Source organism: Lactiplantibacillus pingfangensis, from assembly GCF_005404945.1.
Taxonomy (GTDB): domain Bacteria; phylum Bacillota; class Bacilli; order Lactobacillales; family Lactobacillaceae; genus Lactiplantibacillus; species Lactiplantibacillus pingfangensis.
In genome coordinates, this window is sequence record NZ_BJDG01000038.1 from 1 (window position 1) to 17,997 (window position 17,997).

Annotated in this window: 20 protein-coding genes; 5 read left to right on the plus strand and 15 right to left on the minus strand. The window is 43.8% G+C overall.

Annotated elements, in window-relative coordinates; genetic code table 11:
- Positions 1-87 precede the first annotated feature (87 nt).
- From FFM74_RS12650 to FFM74_RS12680, 7 genes are all read right to left on the minus strand, one after another.
- On the minus strand, positions 88-627 hold the full coding sequence (locus FFM74_RS12650) for a dUTP diphosphatase (RefSeq protein WP_137626993.1): 540 nt from the start codon (positions 625-627) through the stop codon (positions 88-90).
- 15 nt (positions 628-642) lie between these two features.
- On the minus strand, positions 643-1,593 hold the full coding sequence (locus FFM74_RS12655; RefSeq protein ID WP_137626994.1) for a hypothetical protein: 951 nt from the start codon (positions 1,591-1,593) through the stop codon (positions 643-645).
- Positions 1,583-2,470 carry an exonuclease SbcC gene (locus FFM74_RS12660; protein WP_137626995.1) on the minus strand — a complete coding sequence of 296 codons (888 nt, stop codon included), beginning with the start codon at positions 2,468-2,470 and terminating at the stop codon, positions 1,583-1,585. Before FFM74_RS12660 ends, FFM74_RS12655 begins: the two co-directional genes overlap by 11 nt.
- 186 nt (positions 2,471-2,656) lie before the next feature.
- Complete coding sequence (gene glnA, locus FFM74_RS12665; protein WP_137626996.1) at positions 2,657-4,003, minus strand: type I glutamate--ammonia ligase; 1,347 nt, start codon at positions 4,001-4,003, stop codon at positions 2,657-2,659.
- A 44-nt stretch (positions 4,004-4,047) separates the two neighbouring features.
- Positions 4,048-4,428, minus strand: a complete 381-nt coding sequence (locus FFM74_RS12670) for a MerR family transcriptional regulator (protein WP_137626997.1) — start codon at positions 4,426-4,428, stop codon at positions 4,048-4,050.
- Positions 4,429-4,538: 110 nt separating this feature from the next.
- A complete protein-coding gene (gene miaA, locus FFM74_RS12675) occupies positions 4,539-5,465 on the minus strand; it encodes a tRNA (adenosine(37)-N6)-dimethylallyltransferase MiaA (RefSeq protein WP_137626998.1) in 927 nt (308 codons plus the stop codon).
- 6 nt (positions 5,466-5,471) lie between these two features.
- Positions 5,472-6,206 (minus strand): glycerophosphodiester phosphodiesterase, encoded by a 735-nt coding sequence (locus tag FFM74_RS12680; protein WP_137626999.1) that lies wholly within the window; start codon positions 6,204-6,206, stop codon positions 5,472-5,474.
- Positions 6,207-6,309: 103 nt separating this feature from the next.
- On the opposite strand from FFM74_RS12680, the gene FFM74_RS12685 reads away from it, so the two are divergent.
- Positions 6,310-6,486 carry a DUF3042 family protein gene (locus FFM74_RS12685; protein WP_137627000.1) on the plus strand — a complete coding sequence of 59 codons (177 nt, stop codon included), beginning with the start codon at positions 6,310-6,312 and terminating at the stop codon, positions 6,484-6,486.
- Between the two features lie 51 nt (positions 6,487-6,537).
- Here FFM74_RS12685 and FFM74_RS12690 read toward each other — a convergent pair whose 3' ends face one another.
- The 7 genes from FFM74_RS12690 to FFM74_RS12720 form a co-directional block, all read right to left on the minus strand.
- Positions 6,538-6,951 (minus strand): rhodanese-like domain-containing protein, encoded by a 414-nt coding sequence (locus FFM74_RS12690; RefSeq protein ID WP_137627001.1) that lies wholly within the window; start codon positions 6,949-6,951, stop codon positions 6,538-6,540.
- 160 nt (positions 6,952-7,111) lie between these two features.
- Complete coding sequence (locus FFM74_RS12695) at positions 7,112-8,074, minus strand: ROK family glucokinase (RefSeq protein WP_137627002.1); 963 nt, start codon at positions 8,072-8,074, stop codon at positions 7,112-7,114.
- 17 nt (positions 8,075-8,091) lie between these two features.
- The gene (locus FFM74_RS12700) at positions 8,092-8,313 is read right to left on the minus strand and encodes a YqgQ family protein (protein WP_137627003.1); all 222 of its coding nucleotides are present in this window, start codon (positions 8,311-8,313) and stop codon (positions 8,092-8,094) included.
- 27 nt (positions 8,314-8,340) lie between these two features.
- Complete coding sequence (locus FFM74_RS12705) at positions 8,341-8,979, minus strand: rhomboid family intramembrane serine protease (RefSeq protein ID WP_223877240.1); 639 nt, start codon at positions 8,977-8,979, stop codon at positions 8,341-8,343.
- Between the two features lie 25 nt (positions 8,980-9,004).
- Complete coding sequence (locus tag FFM74_RS12710) at positions 9,005-9,571, minus strand: 5-formyltetrahydrofolate cyclo-ligase (RefSeq protein ID WP_137627005.1); 567 nt, start codon at positions 9,569-9,571, stop codon at positions 9,005-9,007.
- Positions 9,572-9,732: 161 nt separating this feature from the next.
- A complete protein-coding gene (rpmG, locus tag FFM74_RS12715) occupies positions 9,733-9,882 on the minus strand; it encodes a 50S ribosomal protein L33 (RefSeq protein ID WP_137607457.1) in 150 nt (49 codons plus the stop codon).
- A 125-nt stretch (positions 9,883-10,007) separates the two neighbouring features.
- Positions 10,008-12,050 carry a peptidoglycan D,D-transpeptidase FtsI family protein gene (locus FFM74_RS12720; protein ID WP_137627006.1) on the minus strand — a complete coding sequence of 681 codons (2,043 nt, stop codon included), beginning with the start codon at positions 12,048-12,050 and terminating at the stop codon, positions 10,008-10,010.
- A 462-nt stretch (positions 12,051-12,512) separates the two neighbouring features.
- Between FFM74_RS12720 and FFM74_RS12730 the strand changes: the two genes are divergently transcribed.
- Both FFM74_RS12730 and FFM74_RS12735 read left to right on the plus strand, forming a co-directional pair.
- Positions 12,513-15,152, plus strand: coding sequence for a YfhO family protein (locus tag FFM74_RS12730; RefSeq protein WP_137627008.1), 2,640 nt, complete (start codon positions 12,513-12,515; stop codon positions 15,150-15,152).
- A 190-nt stretch (positions 15,153-15,342) separates the two neighbouring features.
- A complete protein-coding gene (locus FFM74_RS12735) occupies positions 15,343-15,927 on the plus strand; it encodes a hypothetical protein (RefSeq protein ID WP_137627009.1) in 585 nt (194 codons plus the stop codon).
- A gap of 306 nt (positions 15,928-16,233) precedes the next feature.
- Here the strand turns inward: FFM74_RS12735 and FFM74_RS12740 are convergent, their stop codons facing one another.
- Complete coding sequence (locus FFM74_RS12740) at positions 16,234-16,542, minus strand: HesB/YadR/YfhF family protein (protein ID WP_137627010.1); 309 nt, start codon at positions 16,540-16,542, stop codon at positions 16,234-16,236.
- Positions 16,543-16,726: 184 nt separating this feature from the next.
- On the opposite strand from FFM74_RS12740, the gene FFM74_RS12745 reads away from it, so the two are divergent.
- A complete protein-coding gene (locus FFM74_RS12745; RefSeq protein ID WP_137627011.1) occupies positions 16,727-17,176 on the plus strand; it encodes a LytTR family DNA-binding domain-containing protein in 450 nt (149 codons plus the stop codon).
- A 3-nt stretch (positions 17,177-17,179) separates the two neighbouring features.
- Positions 17,180-17,890, plus strand: a complete 711-nt coding sequence (locus FFM74_RS12750) for a LiaF transmembrane domain-containing protein (protein WP_137627012.1) — start codon at positions 17,180-17,182, stop codon at positions 17,888-17,890.
- The last annotated feature ends 107 nt before the right edge of the window (positions 17,891-17,997 follow it).

Here is a 17,997-nt window from a genome sequence, read left to right on the forward strand (position 1 = left end):
CATACAAAAATCCCTCCATGATAATCAGATGAATTATAGTATTTCATCTGACAACCATAGAGGGATCATAACAGCCACACTCCCCGTTTAATAATTATCTTTCTGACGCTGTTCATTCACTTGATTCTTCGCAATAAAAGCGGCTTGAATCTCAGTTTGTGAATAACCGAACTCCACTAAGCCAATTTTTAAAAAGACATGCCAAGCGTGCTTGTAGCTAACTTGACGATGATTGAAATAGGCATCGTACAATAAATGTTTAATTGCCAAATATTGTTTATTCAAATCAGTTGGTCGTTTCTCACCTAATTCAGTGATTTCTTCGGCTGTCATTGGAATGAGATGTGTCCACTGCTGAATGGCAGCGACTAGAAAAAAGAAATCCATGGCATCGACGTATTCATTGAGCAAGGTTTCACGATGCGTCTTCCCAGCATCGGCCTTTCCCTTGTGAATCTTCCAAACTTTGAACCACTCAGACGTATTCGCCATCTCAGCCAGTTCAACATCGAGTGAGACCATGGCATTCTGCAACCGTGTCTCCGGTTTCCAATGAATCGCTTGCCGACGCGTAATATCTTGGTCTAGTCGAATAGATTGTTGCAATAGCGTGGTTAAATCTAACATATTATCCCCCATCAGCTATGCGAACACCAATGGATCTGCTTTAATTTCGAGGGCCTCAATGTTGCCAAGATACCAATCTCGCATAAAATCAAAGTGGAGCAACACATCAAACCAAGAAACCCGTTGGTCACTATCCCGTACAGTCAGCACCCATTTGGCAGTCTCAGGTGCCCCGGCATCAAAAACGTCAACAACCAAGGCCCCTGGCAACTCAATTTCAGCACCGTGACCGCTTGGTGAATTGCGTAACATATAGTCGTGTTCGGCAGCCAAGACAAATAGTTTGTCCAACACCTCGCCATTGAGATCAGCTTGACGTAACTCATAACGGGCCGCGTTATTGACATCTAAAATATTAAAGTCCACGTTAAACCCGAAATCATTTTGCAAATCGTGGCCAAAGTTGATCAAGGTTGCGAGCACCGTATTAATTTGGTCAACCCCAGTTCCCTTTAAAAGTAATTTATTAATAAATAAATTGGTAAAGGCAGTACTGTTAAACCGCAATAATCGCCGCTCCAAATGAATATAGAACAACTTTTCACCGGTCGTTTGTTCACGATAGTAGGCCCCACCGTTGTCCCCATCGACGACTTGATACAAGAACGTGTAATCGTCAGACAAGGCATCAAAAACATGGTAGAGTGCTTCGCTATGTGGTCGTGTGTGAAGGGTTGCTTGCTCATCCGCATGCATGCCCAACAAGCGGCTCATGAAAATGAGATAGTAATCGGCATTTTTATATTGATGTGGAAAGGTCACGTAAGCTGAGTCCAACTTAAAGTCTGCTAGCTTCTGTGCGGCGGTCAATAAGACCTCTCCATCTGTCGTATCAATCAATTGATCCATCAGTGCAGTGAACTTTTCGCCGTTCGCTAAACCCTTTTTCAGGCCCTCGTTAAACATGGCTAACTTGCCGTGAGTACTTAACGTTGCAGCATCAATTTTCTTCGTCTCATTCGCCATCAGCAGCAACCTGCGCCTTTCCAATCAGCGTTGTCAAATAGTCTACATATAGGCTACGATTACGCTCATTAAAGTTTTCAAAACTCTTGAACGAGTTTTCAATGGCTTGTTTTTCATAAGCTAAAATCGTGTCTTCCTTAGAAAGTGTCAAGATTTTAGCTTCGTTATCTTTCATTGTCGCATGGGCATTGTTCGCTTGTTCATCCGCATCAGCCAATTTGGTCAATTGATCGATGATTTGTTGGCGTTCTTCTTTAATCCGACCAGAATCAAACAACGAATTCCGTTGCCCGTTCTCTTTTAATTGTTGGCGTAATTGATCTTTTTCGGCATCCCGATCATCTTGCGCGTCAATGAGTTTTTGCAATTCATCATTGGCAGCTGAAACTTTTTGAATATTATCGGTATTATACCGTTTGTGGGTTGCAGCCAATTCAAAGGTCTGTTGCAGTTTAGTGAATTCTTCTTGACTGAATTCAAACGCAACATTCAACACGTTTAATTTACCGAAACGGCGACGATCCCACCAGTTCCCAAAATAAATCTGGAATTCGCCGGCTTGCGTTTCTTCATAATAGAAAAAGGGGTATTCATGTGCTAAATAGTCAATCAATTTCGTACTAAGATAGTGACTGATTGCTGGATGAACATCCGTAATTAAATCCACCTGCGCATTACGAGTTGGATTAGGTTCTTCGTTCAATAAGGCTTGATGATAGTGGTCGCCATCGATCAATTCGTAAATTAACCGGTCGTCACCAGCCGTTATTGCTTGACGCAGCGTGGTTAAATAGTCCAGTTTTTGCTGTAAGCTATTTGTAAGCTCGCTCGTCTGTTGATCTTGTTTCCCAAGATCTGGCTGATTTTGTTTTTCCATGATAATCTCCTTGCAATCAATTGATAATTGGCAAATTGCTGACTTGCACTTCTGTCCTTAATGTTACCGAAAATAACGCGATTAAGAAAGGGCTGTGTCCCCAATTTTCCAAAATTATAACAAAAAAGCGGTTAGAACGACCAACAAGGTGTTCTAACCGCTCAATTCAGTTGAATTTATCGCTTTTTAGTACAATTCCATGTACTGTTCACGTTCCCATTCACTAACTTGTTGACGGTATGAAGCCCATTCAAGTCGTTTAGCTTCCAAGAAACTTTGATAAATATGTGGTCCTAAAGCTTTCTTCATCGTTGGATCTGTTTGGAATTCTTTCAAAGCGTTGTGTAACGTTGATGGTAAATCAACGATGCCAGCTTGGCGGCGCTCGTCTTCATCCATTACATAAATGTTACGGTCAACTGACTTTGGTGGTTCGATATTGTTCTTAATGCCATCAAGCCCAGCTTCCAAAACAGTTGCAAAGGCTAAATATGGATTAGCCGAAGCATCAACACTCCGGAGTTCCAAACGGGTTGACAAGCCGCGGGCACTTGGAATTCGAATCATTGGCGACCGGTTTGAACCAGACCAAGCCACATAAACAGGTGCTTCATAGCCTGGAACTAATCGCTTGTATGAGTTTACGGTTGGGTTGGTGACCGCCGTATAACTGCGGGCATGCTTCATCAAGCCACCTAAGAAGTGGTAAGCATCCGTTGATAATTGTAACTCGTCTTTTTCAGTTTTGTCGTAGAACGCATTGCCTTGATCATGGAACAAGGACATGTTCACGTGCATCCCAGAGCCATTAACCCCATTTAAAGGCTTTGGCATAAAGGTTGCCCATAAATTGTACTTGCGTGCAATCGTCTTGACGACTAACTTAAAGGTTTGAATGTGATCGGCCGCGGCTAAAGCGTCTGCATACTTAAAGTCAATTTCATGTTGGCCAGGAGCAACTTCATGGTGACTAGCTTCAACATTAAAGCCTAAGCGTTCAAGTTCGAGCGCAATGTCACGACGACAATTTTCACCCATGTCCATTGGGGCTAAATCAAAATAGCTCCCCTTATCATTCAATTCGGTCGTTGGTTCGCCTTTTTCGTTCATCTTGAATAGGAAGAATTCAGGTTCCGTCCCAATATTAAAGGCAGTGTAACCAGCATCACGCATGTCGCTTAAGACCCGAATTAAATTATTCCGTGGGTCCCCTTCGAAAGGCTTGCGGTCAGTAGTATAAACTTCGCAGATAATCCGGGCAATCTTGCCATGTTCCGTGTTCCAAGGCATGATCAACCAAGTTGATAAATCTGGGTACAGGTACATGTCACTTTCTTCAATCCGGACAAAACCATCGATTGAAGAACCGTCAAACATTAACTTGTTATCTAATAACTTGTCCAGTTGTGAAACTGGGACTTCCACGTTTTTGATGGTACCGAATAAATCAGTGAACATTAAACGTAAGAAATTAACGTTTTCTTCTTTGACGATGTTACGAATATCGTCCTTAGTATACTGCTGTTTTGCCATGAAAATCGCTCCTTAAATTGATTGACTATCTGGATGCAGACGCATTAATGAGTTGGATATTCCGGACCATCCTTAGCTTTTAAGCCCCCGATATTCAGAAACTCGTCATGTAAGATCCGACGTACATCGTTATCCGTTAGTGGCCGCGCCAAGTCCGCTTCTTTTTGCTGGGCTTTTTGCTTTTGCATGGCATAAATTTCTTTAATTCCTGCCATATTAATCCCATCGGCTAAATAATCTTTAATCTCTAACAACCGATCGACATCGTTCAATGAAAACATCCGTCGATTGCCGGCATTACGTTCCGGATGAATCAACGCTTGCTCTTCATAATAGCGAATTTGTCGGGCGGTTAAATTAGCGAGCTTCATCACCGTACCAATTGGTAAGACTGCTAAAGAACGACGTAATTCCTTCTCTTTCATGACGACCCTCCTCTTTAATACAGTGTTAATATTAGCAATGTAATTCTGTAAAGTCAATCATTCATGTAAGAAAATATCACATCATTTATAAAGGTATACCAATTTAATTTTTAGTTTAACCAACGAGCCAGTTCTGTGATTATTTTCGCTCGCTCAGCGGGGGTCTCTAAGAGGTTATACCAATTAACGGTCATCTTATTACGGAACCAAGTCAGTTGCCGTTTCGCATAATGCCGCGAATCTTGTTTGATCAAGTCGATGGCCGTTGCTAAATCTTGCTCACCGGCAAAATACGGAAAAAGCTCATGATAGCCAATCCCCTTGCCAGCTGGCAACGTGGCTCCACCTTGGTCGTACAACCATTTAGCTTCATCGACTAAGCCGTCAGCGACCATCTGATCCACCCGTTGATTGATGCGCGCATAGAGCAATGGTCGCTCAGCTGTTAAACAGATGGTGGTCGCATCCAGCATCTGTGGGGATTGATCCGCCTGATCCGAAAATTTCTGACCGCTAATATGCCAATACTCCAACGCCCGGACTACTCGAACCAAATTTTGTGGGTCAATTGTGGCCGCAGCGACAGGGTCGATGGTGTGCAATTCGTCCCAAACCGCCGGCGCACCATGCACAGCCGCATAGTCGAACCAAGTCTGCCGATAAGTAAAATCTGGATCAGCGGTACCGCTGCCAAACTGATAACCAGCTAACAAGGATTGCAAATAGAAGCCAGTCCCACCAGCAATAATTGGCAGCTTGCCACGCGCGTGAATTTGATTGATTAACTCGGTTGCCCGGGTGACGAATTCCGCCACCGTGAACCGTTCCTGCACGGTCTTAATATCAATTAAATAATGTGGTACCCCTTGCCGTTCAATTGGCAAAACCTTGGCCGTGCCAATATCTAAATGGCGATAAACTTGCATGGAGTCGCCAGAAATCACTTCACCATTAAATTTTTTTGCTAATTCAATTGCTAGAGCCGTTTTCCCAACTGCTGTCGGACCGGCAATCAATAAGACTTTTTTTGCTGTCAAACGACATTAGCCCCCTTGCATTTTTAGACGTAACCGATGTGCTAGCCCCGGATAATCCGTGATGAGTCCCGCAAATTGATGCCGGTAACAGAACCGCATATCCCGTTCAGTATTCACTGTCCATGGCCGTAATTGGACTTTTGGTAAAAGCAACCAATGCCGGCGCACCCAGCGGATGTCTGGATGATAGCCAATAATAATGTGTTCAGCATGTAGTCTTCTGGCCGTTTTGAATTTTGTTTCAAATAAGCTGTCAAATTCAGCTTCTGGCTGTAAGGCATGCAACCGTTCAATGGATTTAGGATAAAAACTCGAATAAACTAATTTAAACGGAACCTGATGATGATTGAAATAATCGGCAACCATCGCCTCAATGCCATCGTAATGAATTTTATTCGTTTTCAATTCCAAGTTAAAAATACCCGTGAAATTTGCTTTGATCAGCAACTGCACCACTTCGTCAAGGGTCGGAATTCGCGTCCCAGCGTAGACCGGCGCAAATTTCACACCGGCATCTAGGCGCTTAAGTTCTCGCAACGTGAGATCGATAATTCGTCCCTTGCCATCCGTTGTACGATCAACTTTTTCATCATGAATAATAATTAAATGCCCGTCTTTTGATAAATGGACATCCGTTTCAATGCCATCCGCGCCATCCGCCAATGCGGCGGCAAACGCCGGTAGCGTATTTTCTGGACGAGTCCCTTTACTGCCACGATGAGCAATAATCTGTGTTAACATCCTAATCACCTCAATTAGCTAAAACCTTTTTAGGCGTTTAATATTGCGCTTTCAATGAAAAACATACATAATGAATGTAACAAATTATTAGGAGGTTCAAACGATGAAATCATTTACACGCGGGTTCTTATTTGGGGTCGTTGCCACTGCTGGTGCAGTGATCGGTTCTGTTTTATCTTTCAAAAAACAGGTCGTTGACCCAATCGAAGACCAAGAAAGCAAATTTGAAGAAAGCCGTAAAAAGGCCTTACGCAAGAGTCGTTCAGCTCATAACGGTTAATCTAAAAAATGGTGGCACGAACAAAGTTATTTTGTTCCAGCCGCCATTTTTTTAATACTTCGCTTTTTTCGTCTTGCCTTCCCAACGTGCATAGCCAGGCTTCAAAATACATAAATTAGAGTACCCATTTTTGGCTAAAATTGCCACGGCTCGAGTGCTTAACGTATGCGTCTGGTCATAAACATAGACCGGCATATCTTGGCGCAATTCACCCATCCGAGCTTTTAAGGAATTAAACGGAATATTGCGAGCACCTAAAATATGCCCCGCATCAAATTCCTTCTTTTCACGTAAGTCAATCACTTGAGCCTTACGCATTCCCTTAGTAAAATCTTCTTCATCGAGCATCGTTGAAACTTGACGCCGACGAATATAACTATAAAAGACATAAATAAAATATGCCGCGATTAAGACGATTAACACAATGTTAACGTATGTCATCGCACCGACTGCACCTAAAACCACGCTATCCCTCCTAATTTCTACTTCTTTATTTTACACAAAACCGCTTACTTTTACTAGTCCCTCTAGGGCATCAACTCAGATTTAGCTGACTGAACAGCACCAAAACCACTTGCGTACCAAAAAAGAGCCCCTCATGAGACTCTTTTTTATCAATGCGATATTAGATAAAGCGTTGTGCTAATGATGCGGCGCCAATGACACCGGCATCGTTACCCAAAACAGCTAACTTTAGCTTCGTCGTATTCCGAACCGTTGGGAACGTGAATTCGTGGAAGTAAGCGTCAACTTGGGTTAACAAGAAATCACCGGCAGCGGAAACCCCACCACCAATAATGATTGAAGATGGATTCATCGTATTACCGACGTTAGCCAAAGCTAAGCCTAAGTAATATGAAACCTTGTCAACAACTTTTTTAGCCAAGGCATCGCCTTCTTTAGCTAAATCAAACGTAATCTTCGAACTGATTTCTTCACCGTTATCTAAAAGTTCCTTTAATTTAGAAACGCCAGAAAATTCTTCAGCCATATCACGCGCAACGTGGACAACCCCAGTTGCAGAAGCGTATTGTTCCAAGCAACCGCGCTTGCCACAAGTACACATATAGCCAGTTGGTTCAACGGTCACGTGACCAATTTCACCAGCAGCGCCAGCGGCACCGTGGAGTAAATGGCCACCGGCAATCAAACCACCACCAACACCAGTCCCTAACGTCACGAAGGCAACATCGCTGCCGTTTTCGCCAGCGCCCTTCCAGCGTTCACCTAAGGCAGCCACGTTGGCATCATTATCAAGAGTAAACTTGATGCCAGTGCCGGCTTCGATTTGTTCCTTAACTGGTTGTAAGGTCTTCCAGTTTAAGTTGTAGGCACCAATAACGGTCCCGGCAGCTAAATCAACAGTCCCAGGAGTTCCCATACCGATACCGGCAAATTGAGAACGATCCATCTTGTAAAGGTCCAAATGGTGATTGATTGAGTCGATGATATTTGGCACAATGTGTGCGCCTTCATCTAAGATAGTGGTTTCAATACTCCACTTTTGTTGAATGTCGCCATTTTCAGTTAAAATAGCGAATTTGGTCGTCGTCCCACCAAGGTCGACACCGATTAATTTGCGATCCATGTTACGAAATCCCTCCATTAATCATGTGCGTGATCATCACGCGCATGTTCTGCTTCTATCCGGTGCTCATGAGTCAATACGAGTTTTACGCGCGCGTACATTTTAGCATCCAGCACCCCGGCTTGGTACAAATGATCAACTTCGATCGCCATCAGCTCAATATCCCAAATGCGCTTGCCCACGTAAACGTAAACACCAAACTTTTTCAGCAACTGTTGTACGTCGTAAAGTGTTTTCATGTGCATATCCTCGATTAATTATACAGTTTATTGGAAATTTGTAAAACCTAATTTTATCATAGCGAACCAAGCGATAATCAGGGTGATACCGGCCAAAATTCGCTTAATTGTCGGAATCTTGCCCATCCGGGGAACCCCAACGATATAGCCCAGTAAAAAGCCACCGATTAAGCCACCAATATGGCCCCAGATGTCAATTCCTGCGGAGAACAAGTCAAAGACTAAGTTCAACACTGTAAACATCAAGAATTGCCCCGTCAACCGCCGAATCATCGGATTCTCCCAGAAAGATTCACCAACCATTAGGAAGGCCCCAAACAGCGCAAAAATCGCGGTACTGGCCCCGACTGATTGATCTGGCGACAGGCCAAAACTCATGATATTACCACTGATGCCACCAAGCAAATAAATGGCTAACAGCCGCCAATGTCCAAATAGCGCTTCAATCTGCATCCCCATAAAGTAGATGACCACACCGTTCAACGCAATATGTGTCAGCCCCATATGTAAAAAGATTGGTGTGATAAAACGCCACCACTGTCCAGCAATAATGGCTTGATCATTTTTGGCACCAAGCATATAGAGCACCGCCGTGGCCGTACTACCACCTAAAAGCCATTCAACTAAGAACACCGCAATCGTAATCCCCAATAACAGTTGGGTCATTGCAGGTTCGGTTTGCCACCAACGTTTAATGTTCGTCGTCAACACCATCCTTTGCAACTAATAATTGATCTAAGACAACGTCATAGGCATCCACCGGCCATTCCGCATGGGCAAACGCCATTTCACGAAAAGCCACCGTCAGTTTCACACCAGTATAATCAGCTAAGTAGCGGTCATAATAACCACCACCAAAACCGATCCGCGCCAACTCAGCCTGACTATAGCCTAAGCCTGGCACTAAAATCAAGTCAATCTCAGCCTTTGCGACAGTTTCACCAGTGGTTGGTTCAAAAATACCGAAGCTTGTCCGCGTCAATTCAGTCTCGGCCGTATAAGGCTTAAACGCCATTTGACGTTTTGGCAAGGTTTGTGGAATCACCACTTGCTTATGTTCAGCCCAAGCTTGTTGAATAATCGGTTGCGTGGCGACTTCAATCCCGCTGCTGATCGTCGTGGCGATCACGGCCGCCTGCTGCCAAGCTGGACTGGCAAACAATTGTTGTTGTAGGCTTAAATTTTGTTGTGACCGTTCGGCATCTGATAGTTGCGTCAAGCGAGTGATCTGTTGCTGACGAAAATCGGTTTTCTCCAATGCAATCACGCTCCTATGATCAAGTCAATTTTCCCTAAAACTAAAAAATCTCATTCATCAACACGAGCGATTGCTTATAAAAACAATCACTCATTTGCCAACAAATGAGAAACCCATTGTCTAATGACAATGCACCGAAAAAACAACAGGTCACCCCGTTGTTATTTCGTTTCGCGATGTAATGTAACTTTGTGATCCCGTGGACAGTACTTCTTAAATTCAACCCGGTCCGGATTGTTCCGACGGTTCTTTGAAGATAAGTAGTTGCGTTCATGGCATTCTGTACATTCTAAAGTAATGTGTACCCGCATGTTGTAAACCCTCCAAACTCATTCGCATAATACAGGGCTGGAGCCCTTAACTTGAACTACTATACCATTATTAAATAAAAAATACCAGTATCAATTCAGATACTGGTATCGAAAAACAGCTTTAATTATTTTGAGTAATACTTCCAGAAGGCTTTATAAATCTGAGTCGCCGTATCAAAGTTAACGACACTGGTCGTACTATTGTTCATCCCAGGGAAAACGATCGCAATCGCCACTTTAGGATTCTTGTATGGCGCATACGTCGCCAAACTCAACGTTTCAGTCGGCGTCGAAGCATTGTAGAACGTTTCAGCCGTCCCAGACTTCGCTGCAACGGTTGGCGACAGGCTCGCGAGTTTTGACCCAGTCTTATACTGACTCGACCCATGAACCACATCGTAATACCCAGTATGCACGACATCGAAGTATGAGCTAGGCACGTCAATCGTATTCAAGACTCGTGTCCCAACATTGACCTTGGTCTTACCTTGACTCCCATCAGCGTTAGTCCCAGTAATCGAAGAAACCACGTGTGGGGCAATTCGTTGACCACCATTGGCCATCGTGGCAATATATTGGGCCACTTGAATGGTCGTGTAGGAATCGTAGTTACCAAAGGACAAGTCTAACGCATTACCAATATGGGCTTGGTCAGCCGTCCCTTCGTAACCAGTGGCTTCACCAGGCAAATCAATCCCGGTCGAAACCCCTAAACCAAATTGATTGAAGTAGCCACGTAATTTAGAGAAAATCGATGTCGGCATGTCCAGCGCTTTACCAGAACCATAAGTAAAACCGCCTTCCTTCATCGCCAATTGCATCATGTACGAGTTAGAAGAAACTTCCATGGCTGTTGAGGCATCCAGCGCTAAGCTAGTACCACCTGACTTATTAAACCAAGACGTCTTTGCTGCCGTCCCTTTTAACTTAATTGGGGTATCAGTCAGCGCACTGTTAGTTGGCGTAATCACACCTGATTGTAACGCCCCCATAACCGTGGCACCCTTAACAACTGACCCCATAACAAATGATTGGTTAATGGTCCCAAGGGCATTTTCGGTAACTTTACCAGTCTTAATGTCCCGGTTAGCACCAGCTAAGGCATAAACCGCACCCGTGGTTGGATTTAGCACCACGGCGTAACCCCCGACTGAATACGAGTTTCCAGAACCAGCCGATTTGGCTTCGGACATAATAATACTTTGGACTTTTTCTTGGAATTTAGCGTTGATGGTTAAGCCAACGTTATCACCCTTTTGTCCGCCATACTTCTTGATTTCTTTTTTAATCACACCATCTTGCGTCTTCACTTCAGTTTGTGATTTAGTGCCACGCAAAACATTTTCATATTGCTTTTCCAATTGACTTTGACCAACGGAGTCGTCGCGTGAATAACCTTCAGCCAAAAGCGTCTTGATATTATCACTTGGCAACCCTTGCTTTTCAGTCGTCACGGTACCAAGGACACTACTTAAACTCGTCCCATTTGGATAACTGCGCGTCCAACTAGTTCCGACTTTAATCCCCGGCATCTGAGATTGATGTTCACCAATTTCAGCAAGTTCGGTGCTAGTAACACCTGTTGCCTTAATATTGACCGTCGATAATGAATAAGCGCCACTCATTTTGGCGTAAATTTCTGCGGCGTTCTTCTGACGCGCTGAAAAGCCGTCAATCAGATGATCCATCGTGTAGCTAACTTCACGATCATATAACACATTCGCGTCTGAGGACGTCTTGACATGCTTGGCAACTGCTTTCAAATTTTTAGCATTTGATAAGTAATAATCCGCCTTGTTGCGATCCGTCAAAGTATCCGTCGGGACCGTTAAATAATCGCCCAATTTCGTTGCAATTGAATACATCTTAGTAGAAGCAACGTTCAAACCTTTTGTATATTGAATGGCTTGATGCGACTTGTTCCCAACCATGACACGGCCGGTAGAATCATACACCGACCCCCGTTGAACACTGGCAGTGGCCGTCGTATTATTTGCGGAATTAACCTCCGTGGCAAATTTGCCACCATAGTCAACTTGTAAGTAAGCCAACTGACCAATTAACGCTGCAAATAGTAAAAAAACGATAAAAAATAAAAAGTTTAATCGAAATGGAATATGTGATTTATTCGGATCACGGTTTGCAGTTACTTTCTTAAACAGTTTCAATTCTCAAGCTCCCGTTCTTAATTTAGCAACATTTTTGTCATTGCCACCAGCACTTACTCGCAATCGGACACAATTGCATAACTGGTCTTATTTTACCTTGTACCTATTCACCAATCAATAGTGTACTATAAATCCCATTATTTGGCATTCTTGCAGTCATGAATTTATACGCATCTTTAAAACTACGTCTAAATAAACGCACGCCTGCTACACGAGACAACTTGTCTGACTGTCGGATCTCTTTTAAACGCTTAAATCTCATGGCAGCAACTACCGACCTAGCGTTTTCCAGCACTCGGTTCAGCCACTTAACTTTCACCCATTTCATTAGGAAGTTTTAACCGACGATTCGAGTCACTTATGCTATCCTAGACGGTAGACATAAAAATTTCAGCACTGATTTAAGGCAGGTCTGCCTTGCAAATTAGTGTTGTGGATTTAATAAGAGATTGAGGTGGCATTTTGAGAATCCGTCGTATCTTTGACAAACGCACTTGGCCACTTTGGGTCAGTTTTTGGTTGCCATTATTAATTATGACCGGCTATTTTATTTACCGGCAAATGGCCCCCTTTGGCTCAAGTAGCTTGTTAACCGTTGATTTAGGGCAACAATACGTTGACCTCTTCGCCTATTTTCGCCATACCCTTTTGCACGATCCAAGTGCACTTTTCTATTCTTTCTCCAAAACAATTGGTGGGGAAATGGTTGGCGTCTGGGCTTATTACTTAATGAGTCCGTTTAATTTGATTTATTTATTATTCCCAGGAACATCAATTACCACCGGGATTTTCATCGTCACCGTGCTAAAATACGGTTTCGCCGGCTTGGCCTTCGCCTGGTTATTAACCAAAACGAACACCCAAAAAGGCTGGCTCGTGCCAACCTTTAGTACCGCCTATGCACTGATGGGTTGGATGGTCGCCAATCAACTCAATATGATTTGGCTCGATACAACCGCTATTTTGCCGCTCGTGGTGTTAGGCCTTGAACGGCTCTTCAAAACCGGTAAAGTCCGTTGGTTTGCTGGTTGGCTGGCCGTGATGTTGATTGACAACTATTATATGGGCTACATGGTCATCTTGTTCAGTTGTCTGTACTGGTTGTACGGTGCAACTAAATATTGGCAAGATTTCAAAACCTTTGGCCAACACCTGCTTAAATTCACTTGGGGTGGCTTACTGGCAGTGGCATTATCCGCATGGTTGCTATTACCAACTTTCTGGGCGTTGATGCAAAGCAAGGCCCAATACAACGTGACCAAGTTGCACTGGAAATTTGAGTACGCCCCATGGAAGATGTTAGCGAAATTTGTGACTGGTAGTTTCAATTTTGAACAAATGCCGGCGGGGCAACCTAATTTTTATATTGCCTGGCTCGTGTTATTCGCGTTTGTCCTGTACTTCTTACGCAAACAGCCTAAATGGTCCGTCAAAATTAGCGTGCTCCTAGTCACGGCCGTGCTGGTCTTATCTTTCTGCTATGAGCCTTTAGACTTACTTTGGCATGCAGATCAATTTCCAGTCTGGTATCCTTACCGTTTTTCCTTTGTCTTTTGCTTCTGGATTGTTTGGATTGGTGCGCAAGCCTTAACACAAAAACTGACGATCAACTGGTGGCAAGGGTCAATCATGTTTGGTCTAGCGGCCGCCCTGTTCGGGACAGTCTATTTAAATCTCAAACATGTTTCTTATATTAATCTACCCAATCTATTAATCACGATTGGCTTAGCGGCCGTCAGTTTAGTTTTGCTATTAGTCCCAAAGCAGAACCGCATGATCTACCACTTGATTGCCCTATTACTGGTCGCGACCGATATGAGTATCAACGTGGTGGCTTCTTTGAACAATATCTCATACGTTTCACAATCTGAATTTGGCAACTACACCGCCGCACTGGATAAAACCGTTAATCAGATCAAAGCTAGCGACAGCAGTTTTTATCGCGTTGGTAAGACCTTCACGCGAACTAAGGATGATCCAATGCAAGCCGCATATAACGGTGCGGATCATTTCAGTTCAACATTTGAGAGTATCATTCCAAACTTCTTTGGCTCAATTGGTCAACCAGATGGTGATGGGGTCGTGACCTACTCGAACGGGACGCTGATTACAGATTCGCTGCTCGATATGCGTTATTTTATGGCTAAGACGATTCCGGCTTCACAGTCAGATAATGCCAATTACAATCGTTATATTCCAGTGACGAGTACGAAACCAGATTTAGCCCATTATCAAAAGAAAGCACAGTTGAGCAATTCTGAAGCAACCACTTATCAAAATCCTTATGCGCTCGGCTTGGGCTTCGCGGCATCAGATAACATTTTACATTTAAAGGTTGCCAAAACCACTGGTGATCCGATTGCCCGTCAAGAATTGATTTACCAAACATTGGCCAATCGCAGTACCACTGGACTGATTTCGGCCGAAAACTTTGATCAAGTCGTCTTCCAGAATGTCAAACAAGTCACGACGTTAACTGGTGCGGTCGTCAATAAGAAAGACCTCGCTAAAACTGGGTCGATTTATTTCAAGTTTACACCAAAAACCAATGATTCTTATTACATTACCTTAGGGTCAAACTTGACGACTGCCAATGCCAGTTACTACATTAATGGTAAAGAGTTACAGCAATATCCAACGTACCGTCATACCATTGCCGTCAATGTCGCCACCAATAGCAAAGGTAAAACTGTCACCTTCGGGATTCAGATGAAGAAGACCTCGCTCTGGTTACAGAATTTCACCTTATATAAATTAAATAATAGTCAATTCAAGCAATCTGCGCAGACCTTACAACAATCACCATGGCAGTTAACGCAGCATTCGAATCGCAAGCTTACTGGTACCATCAACATCAAGCAGCAACATCAAGTCTTGATGACCACGATTCCTTATTCCGCTGGCTGGCATGCGACCGTTGATGGCAAAGCCGTCAGCACTAAGAAGGTCATTAACACCTTCATCGCGGTGCCATTGAGTAAAGGCAAGCATACAGTTACCTTAACGTATCGCCCGCCCTATCTTGTGGCCGGTCTGAGTCTTTCTGGCATTGTCGCAGTCGGCACCGTTGCTTGGTTCACCTTAAAGCGCCGTAAACATTAAGTTACCAGGAAATTTCAGTTTTTAATCGTTAGCTCAAAATAGTGTTTCAGATTCAGCCTGATGAGCTGACCTGAAACACTATTTTTATTTGACAACAGTCACGTTTGGTAAGTTGCCAAAGTCCACCTTCAAGCTTGACGCTTAAAATGACGCACAGTTAAACTTGACGCAGACAGCTTAATTAAGTTTGATGAATCGAGTGATTATGATGTTATTACCCGCTAAAATGCAATTAAAATTGGGATTTTGGAAAGCACTTAATTTTGGACTGCTTCTGCTGCTGTATTTAAAACGAATTACCGCTTACACCCCAAGAGTCTTGCTTCCAGATTATACAATATTTTTGTTAATCGGCTTCACAGTTGTTTATGGCCTGTTGCTCAGCTTCCCGAAAGTGCTGAGCAAGTGGTTGCCATCAAAGCGCCTTCATTTGCTTGAACATGATTTAAATCTACTATTTGCTGGGTATACGCTCCTGCTGACTTTCTGGCCACGATCATACACCCTGCCAAACTTCCTTGGTCACTATGGCATTGTTGGCGGCAGTTTGCCCTTAATTGCGTTACTAGTCATCTATACGACACAGCGGGTCTCGACAAGTCAAAAGTTGCAGTTAACCAACTTGTTTAGCAGCCGCTTGCTCGTGTTGTTAGGCCTTGCCATCATGATTGCGGCTACCGAGACTAGCAAAATCACCCTAATCGTCGGCATTACTGGTCTGGCACTGATTGCGTTGTTAGGGATTACTTATTCACATTATCTAGTTAAGCGATAGTGACAATAGGAATTCGAAAAAGCGGCTGTAAAATTGAGCGCATCAAAAAGCGCCAGTACAATTGTATTGGCGTTATTTTGAATGGCTCACTATCAAGCTGTAGGTGACAGGTCATGGAATTTGCTGTGTCGGTGGTGTAAGACTTGCTTTTTAGGCTTGAAAGCGAAGTCCCAGACCGCTTCTCAGGCTGGGACTGGCCCCACAGCTAATGAAATGACCCGTCACCGAAAGCAGAAGTTATATCCCACATGACTAGATGTAACCGTAACCCACCTGTTGCTCATACGCTGATTTTTACGAATTCAGTTATTCTTGCTCTTGATTCGGGGTATATTCGTATTTCGGGCCATCATTTTCACTATCAAAATCAACCGTTAAATCATAGCCCTTAAAGAACCACTCATCACGATCATTGACATAATAGTTGACCCCATCCGTCTCAGTAGACGCAATCGGCTGATGTGGCTCATCGTCGCGCATCACACCAATTGAGAAACCATGATGTACCGCTGTTTTACCATACGTCTTGCCGTAAAAGCGGACACCGTTACCCGCGGACACGCCCATGTCCTCATGGAACCATTTACTTGCTGCTGGCGTAATTATAATCTTCATTCAGGCACACCTCATTCTTGTAATCGTTTACAACATTGTCTTCTTTTTTACCTTAAAACGCAACATTGTAAGCAATTGAACAATCCCTGACCACTTGCGTTCTCACAACGACCGCTTGGGCTAAACCCGTTTACAATCACCACCCAGTATGGTGTACTAATAAGTATCAAAGGAGGTGATCACCGTGCATGTTACGGTCAAGACCGAAACAACAGGCGCTGAACCCACGCTCACCTTACATTTACCACCTAATTATCCTAATGCTGAACAGTTACTGGCTCAACTTGAAAATTTTTCTGCCACCGCAGTATCGTTAACCGTTTCACAGGCCGGTCAAACGTTGCAACTACCCTTGGCGAAAATTATATTTTTCGAGGCATCCGGGCATCAAGTTCGGGTTCACACACGTGACGCCAGCTATCAAACAACACAGCATTTATATGAACTAACCGAAGCGTTGCCAGCGAACTTTTTGCGCATTTCCAAGTCGGCCATTGTAAATACACAGCTGGTCACGTCATTGACAAAATCACTGACCGGTAACTTAGTTGAGTTTGATCAGACGCATAAGCAGCTTTACGCCTCACGTCGCTACTATCGCGGTCTGAAACAATCACTTGAAAAGGGAGTTTAATAAATGAAACAACGTTGGTTTTGGGGAACATTTTTCCTCGTTAGTGCCATTGTCCTCATTACGAGTCAATTAGGCATTTTCAGTTATCACGTCGGCATTTGGACCTTATTTTTAACGATTGCCCTGGTTGCGATTATCGTTACCAGTCTGCGCAATCTAATTATGTCTAGTCTAGTCTTCGCCATTGCCTTACTCGCCATTATTTATGCCAAGCCGCTCGGCATTACTGCACTCGTGCCTTGGACCATTCTGGGGGCAGCGCTGCTACTAAGTATTGGACTCAGTATTCTAGTTCATCCTCGTTGGCATCGCGCATACAGCCATCACAATTGGCATGGCCATTATAATCATCAACAGCCTGACGCTGATACCGAAACGATTCATGACCCTAATGTCAATTTGACCATCAGCATGAGTAACAGTATCCGTTACATTCACAGCACTGACTTTGATGGTGCGAACCTCCATGTCTCCATGGGCGGCGCCAAAATCTATTTCGATGACGTTAGGCTTAGACGCGCCGAAGCCACGATTAATGTTGATCTCTCGCTAAGCGGGGTTGAATTGTATCTACCAAGAACTTGGCAAGTCCGGCTAAACGTTAACAACAGTCTCGGCGATATTAAAGTCAATGGTACCCCGACAAGTGCCGGTCCCGTCATTTATCTCCAAGGACAGCTCTCGCTAGGTCAGTTGACTATTACTTATATCTAAACAAAAGGCACTACCCACGGCAACTTGGTCAACGGCGCGGCTCCGTGTCAAGTAGACAATCAAATAATTAAAATTGTTAAGCAATTTTCTTGAGGGCATGATTCCGG

Coding starts and splice junctions, on each gene's coding strand:
- FFM74_RS12650 (WP_137626993.1), bottom strand. CDS start 627: ATGTTAGATTTAACCACGCTATTGCAACAATCTATTCGACTAGACCAA.
- FFM74_RS12655 (WP_137626994.1), bottom strand. CDS start 1,593: ATGGCGAATGAGACGAAGAAAATTGATGCTGCAACGTTAAGTACTCAC.
- FFM74_RS12660 (WP_137626995.1), bottom strand. CDS start 2,470: ATGGAAAAACAAAATCAGCCAGATCTTGGGAAACAAGATCAACAGACG.
- glnA (WP_137626996.1), bottom strand. CDS start 4,003: ATGGCAAAACAGCAGTATACTAAGGACGATATTCGTAACATCGTCAAA.
- FFM74_RS12670 (WP_137626997.1), bottom strand. CDS start 4,428: ATGAAAGAGAAGGAATTACGTCGTTCTTTAGCAGTCTTACCAATTGGT.
- FFM74_RS12680 (WP_137626999.1), bottom strand. CDS start 6,206: ATGTTAACACAGATTATTGCTCATCGTGGCAGTAAAGGGACTCGTCCA.
- FFM74_RS12685 (WP_137627000.1), top strand. CDS start 6,310: ATGAAATCATTTACACGCGGGTTCTTATTTGGGGTCGTTGCCACTGCT.
- FFM74_RS12695 (WP_137627002.1), bottom strand. CDS start 8,074: ATGGATCGCAAATTAATCGGTGTCGACCTTGGTGGGACGACGACCAAA.
- FFM74_RS12700 (WP_137627003.1), bottom strand. CDS start 8,313: ATGAAAACACTTTACGACGTACAACAGTTGCTGAAAAAGTTTGGTGTT.
- FFM74_RS12705 (WP_223877240.1), bottom strand. CDS start 8,979: ATGACCCAACTGTTATTGGGGATTACGATTGCGGTGTTCTTAGTTGAA.
- rpmG (WP_137607457.1), bottom strand. CDS start 9,882: ATGCGGGTACACATTACTTTAGAATGTACAGAATGCCATGAACGCAAC.
- FFM74_RS12735 (WP_137627009.1), top strand. CDS start 15,343: ATGAATCGAGTGATTATGATGTTATTACCCGCTAAAATGCAATTAAAA.
- FFM74_RS12740 (WP_137627010.1), bottom strand. CDS start 16,542: ATGAAGATTATAATTACGCCAGCAGCAAGTAAATGGTTCCATGAGGAC.
- FFM74_RS12750 (WP_137627012.1), top strand. CDS start 17,180: ATGAAACAACGTTGGTTTTGGGGAACATTTTTCCTCGTTAGTGCCATT.